This window comes from Frateuria defendens, from assembly GCF_001182895.1.
In the GTDB taxonomy this organism is placed as follows: Bacteria; Pseudomonadota; Gammaproteobacteria; order Xanthomonadales; family Rhodanobacteraceae; genus Frateuria_B; species Frateuria_B defendens.
This window is the reverse complement of the sequence record NZ_LFQR01000271.1, coordinates 1-340: the sequence shown is the minus strand read 5'-3', so window position 1 is coordinate 340 and position 340 is coordinate 1. Positions and strand designations below refer to the sequence as shown.

At 48.8% G+C, this 340-nt stretch carries 1 protein-coding gene; it reads left to right on the top strand.

Going from position 1 to position 340, the window contains the following annotated elements; translation table 11 throughout:
• Positions 1-301, top strand: a 301-nt coding sequence (locus ACH65_RS20430) for a hypothetical protein (RefSeq protein ID WP_161805639.1), incomplete at its 5' end; no start/stop codon positions are given.
• Positions 302-340 lie beyond the last annotated feature (39 nt).

The window sequence follows — 340 nt, the reverse complement described above, 5'->3', positions numbered from 1 at the left end:
CGACCAGCTTGGTGCGCAGCAGCAGGTGAACAGCGCAGCATTTAAGGTGATTGTGGGAGAGCCTAAATACACGGCTAGTGGCGATCTCGTTGGTACCATCTATGATGGTGCAAACTTTGGTGGACTCGCTGAGCTTAAAAATGGTTCTAGCGTACTCGATTCATCTTACCAACTAAGGCTACAAACATACGGATCTCTCATCAACGATATGCCGTTTACTATCTATACCAGTCGCCCGGTGAATCCGGCTTTTCAGGGCTACCTCACACGGTGGGGTGTGTCAGTTCAACCTTTGCCATGATGGGTGGACTTTGAAAACTAAGTTTACACGCCATCAGGT